The organism is Pseudomonadota bacterium (assembly GCA_010028905.1).
In the GTDB taxonomy this organism is placed as follows: Bacteria; Vulcanimicrobiota; Xenobia; order RGZZ01; family RGZZ01; genus RGZZ01.
Genome location: RGZZ01000651.1, coordinates 1 through 2,299, shown reverse-complemented (window position 1 = coordinate 2,299; position 2,299 = coordinate 1). Strand labels below are relative to the sequence as shown.

General features: G+C 69.7%; 2 protein-coding genes. Both read left to right on the top strand.

Annotated features, from left to right (window positions below; all coding sequences use genetic code 11):
• The first annotated feature begins 70 nt into the window (after positions 1 to 70).
• Positions 71 to 982 (top strand): hypothetical protein, encoded by a 912-nt coding sequence (locus tag EB084_23975; protein NDD31321.1) that lies wholly within the window; start codon positions 71 to 73, stop codon positions 980 to 982.
• A gap of 25 nt (positions 983 to 1,007) precedes the next feature.
• On the top strand, positions 1,008 to 2,299 hold a 1,292-nt coding region (locus tag EB084_23970), incomplete at its 3' end, for a hypothetical protein (GenBank protein NDD31320.1).

Below are 2,299 nucleotides of genomic sequence, written 5' to 3'. Positions count from 1 at the left end.
CAGCGCATCGGGTCTGAGCCGGGCGACAGATCGGCTCAGCGCGCCCGCCGAGCAAGGGTCGCTCCACGCGGTGAACGCGACGCATCTCCACACCCCCCTCGACGAGGGCGGCTCCCCGAGCACGCGCTACCTGCACGCGGCATCGGCCTCCGATCGCTACTACGAGGTGCTCGGGTCGACCCAGAACGCCGACTCGACCGTGAAGCGCGAGCTCAGACACGTCCTGGGCGACAAGATCGGCGGCGAGCAGGCGGCGTCGCTGCATCGCTGGCGACAGGTGCGCCGGCACGAGCTCAGCGACATCTCAAAGCGCAAGCTCAAGCAGACCCAGGTGCTCGCCTTCCTCAACCGGCAGATGGCTGGAAGGTTCAAGACCACCTCGAAGTGCCTCAATGACTTCAACAAGGCCTCCCACGCGGCGGCCCGACGGCCTGGGTACTTCCAGGGCTCGATGCGCGGGCTCATCACCCAGTGCGAGTCCTACGGCGATCTGGTGGGCCGCCAGATACAGGCCGTGCGCGACATGCGCGCCCAGAACGCGGCCATCGACACGGCCGGCGGCGCCCGTCCGCTGTTCGGAACGGGGGCCTCGTCAGTCCCGCGCAATGCCGACAGCGAGGTGGTGAGCGGGCCGCTCTCTGCCAACGTCGAGCGCCCGGATGCCGAGCGCCTCGTAGGCCGGGCCGAGATGGAGTCGACCCGCACCCAGCTCAAGTCGGCCATCAACACCCTGCGCGATTCCGTCGAAGCCATGCGCCGCGGGCTCAAGATCGCGCAAGACGTCGGTGACGGCAAGGGGCGCGAAGATCTGGGCACCCCCCAGGGCATTCGTCAGAAAGACGTTGTGGGAGAGCACGACGTGGGCGAGGGCGGAGCCCGCCGCAGCCACTTCCGCCTCGAGGGGGAGACCCTCGCCATCGGCCGTCTCACCACACAGCTGCAGGTGCTTCAGCAGGGGTACGACGAACTGGGCTTCCTCTGATCCCACGCCTGGGAGGCAGCCAGCCATGATCCGCCGACTCGACGCGTCCTCGCCCCCTGCTCCGACCACACCGACGAGCGTGGCCCAGGGCGCCGCGAAAGCGATCAGCTCCTCCGCGACAGATACGCCCGCCCCCGTTGACGCGACGGGCATTGACGAGAGCCTGCCCCCTGAGGTCGCAGGCGGCGATGCTGCCTCCCCTCCCCCCCTGTCACAACGGATCTCCGCGCTGGGCGCGGCCGCCACCCGCACGATGGGTACGGCCATGTCCGGGCTGCTGGGGCTCGAGACCCTCACGTATGGGTCGTTTGCGGTCTGGCCCTTCAGCCCACCGAAGATCGACGATCCCCGCGGGGCCTTGCGACAGATGGCCCAGGGCGATGGCGACGCCCGGCGAAGGGCCGTGGCGTCGGCGGTGGTCGATGGCCTCGATTCGTGCCGCTTCCGCGAGACCAAGGACGCGCTCTACCCGCTGGCGTGCAACGCCCTGCGCGGCGGCACCCTCGACGACAGCGACACCGCGGCGCTGTTCACGAAGCTGCTGAAGAAGGCTACGGCGGCCGTCAGCACCGATGGCACCTACGTTGACGACAAGTCGGTCATGGCCCGCCAGGGTGCCGCATTTCTTCGCGATCACGGCGAGACGCCCCAGACGCGAACGCGGGCCGAGATGCTCGCGATAGCGCTGAGCGCCAGCCGCTTCACCGAATCGAACACGACGCTTGCGGTCGCGGGCTTCGCAGAGGTGGCCACCCGCGGCGAAGCCGACGACGCGAACCTGGCACGGCTGGCCCGCCGTCTCATCGAGGCGGCCAAGAACGCAGACACCGCTTCCGGACAGTTCCAGGCCGACAAATCGAAGGTGGCCGGCGCGCTGCTGCCGTGGCTCGCCAGCCGAACCACCCGCGACGCATCGAAGCGCCTGCTCGGGCTTGCCGCGGCCGCGATGCAGGGAAACACGTTCGCGCGCTCCGACGAGCAGATGGCGCGCACGGCCCTCGACGCAGTGAGGGAGGGCGACGCCTCAGACCGCGGAATGGTGAAGACCACCGCGGCCCTGGTGAAGGCGGCCCACGCGGGCGAGACCAGTCACCTGGCCTACCGTGACGACAAGACCGGCGCCGTATTGCGAGGCGCCCAGTTCATCGCGGCCAACGCCACAGACGCATCGACGAAGGCCTGGATCACGCTGCTCGAGAAGGCCCTCGACCGCACCACGTTCACCCGCACCGTGGCCGACGTGGCTGCCGTCAGCTTCGACCGCGCCGTCGACGGGGTCGAGCCCACGCCACGCAACCAGGCCCGCGCCGCCCTCGA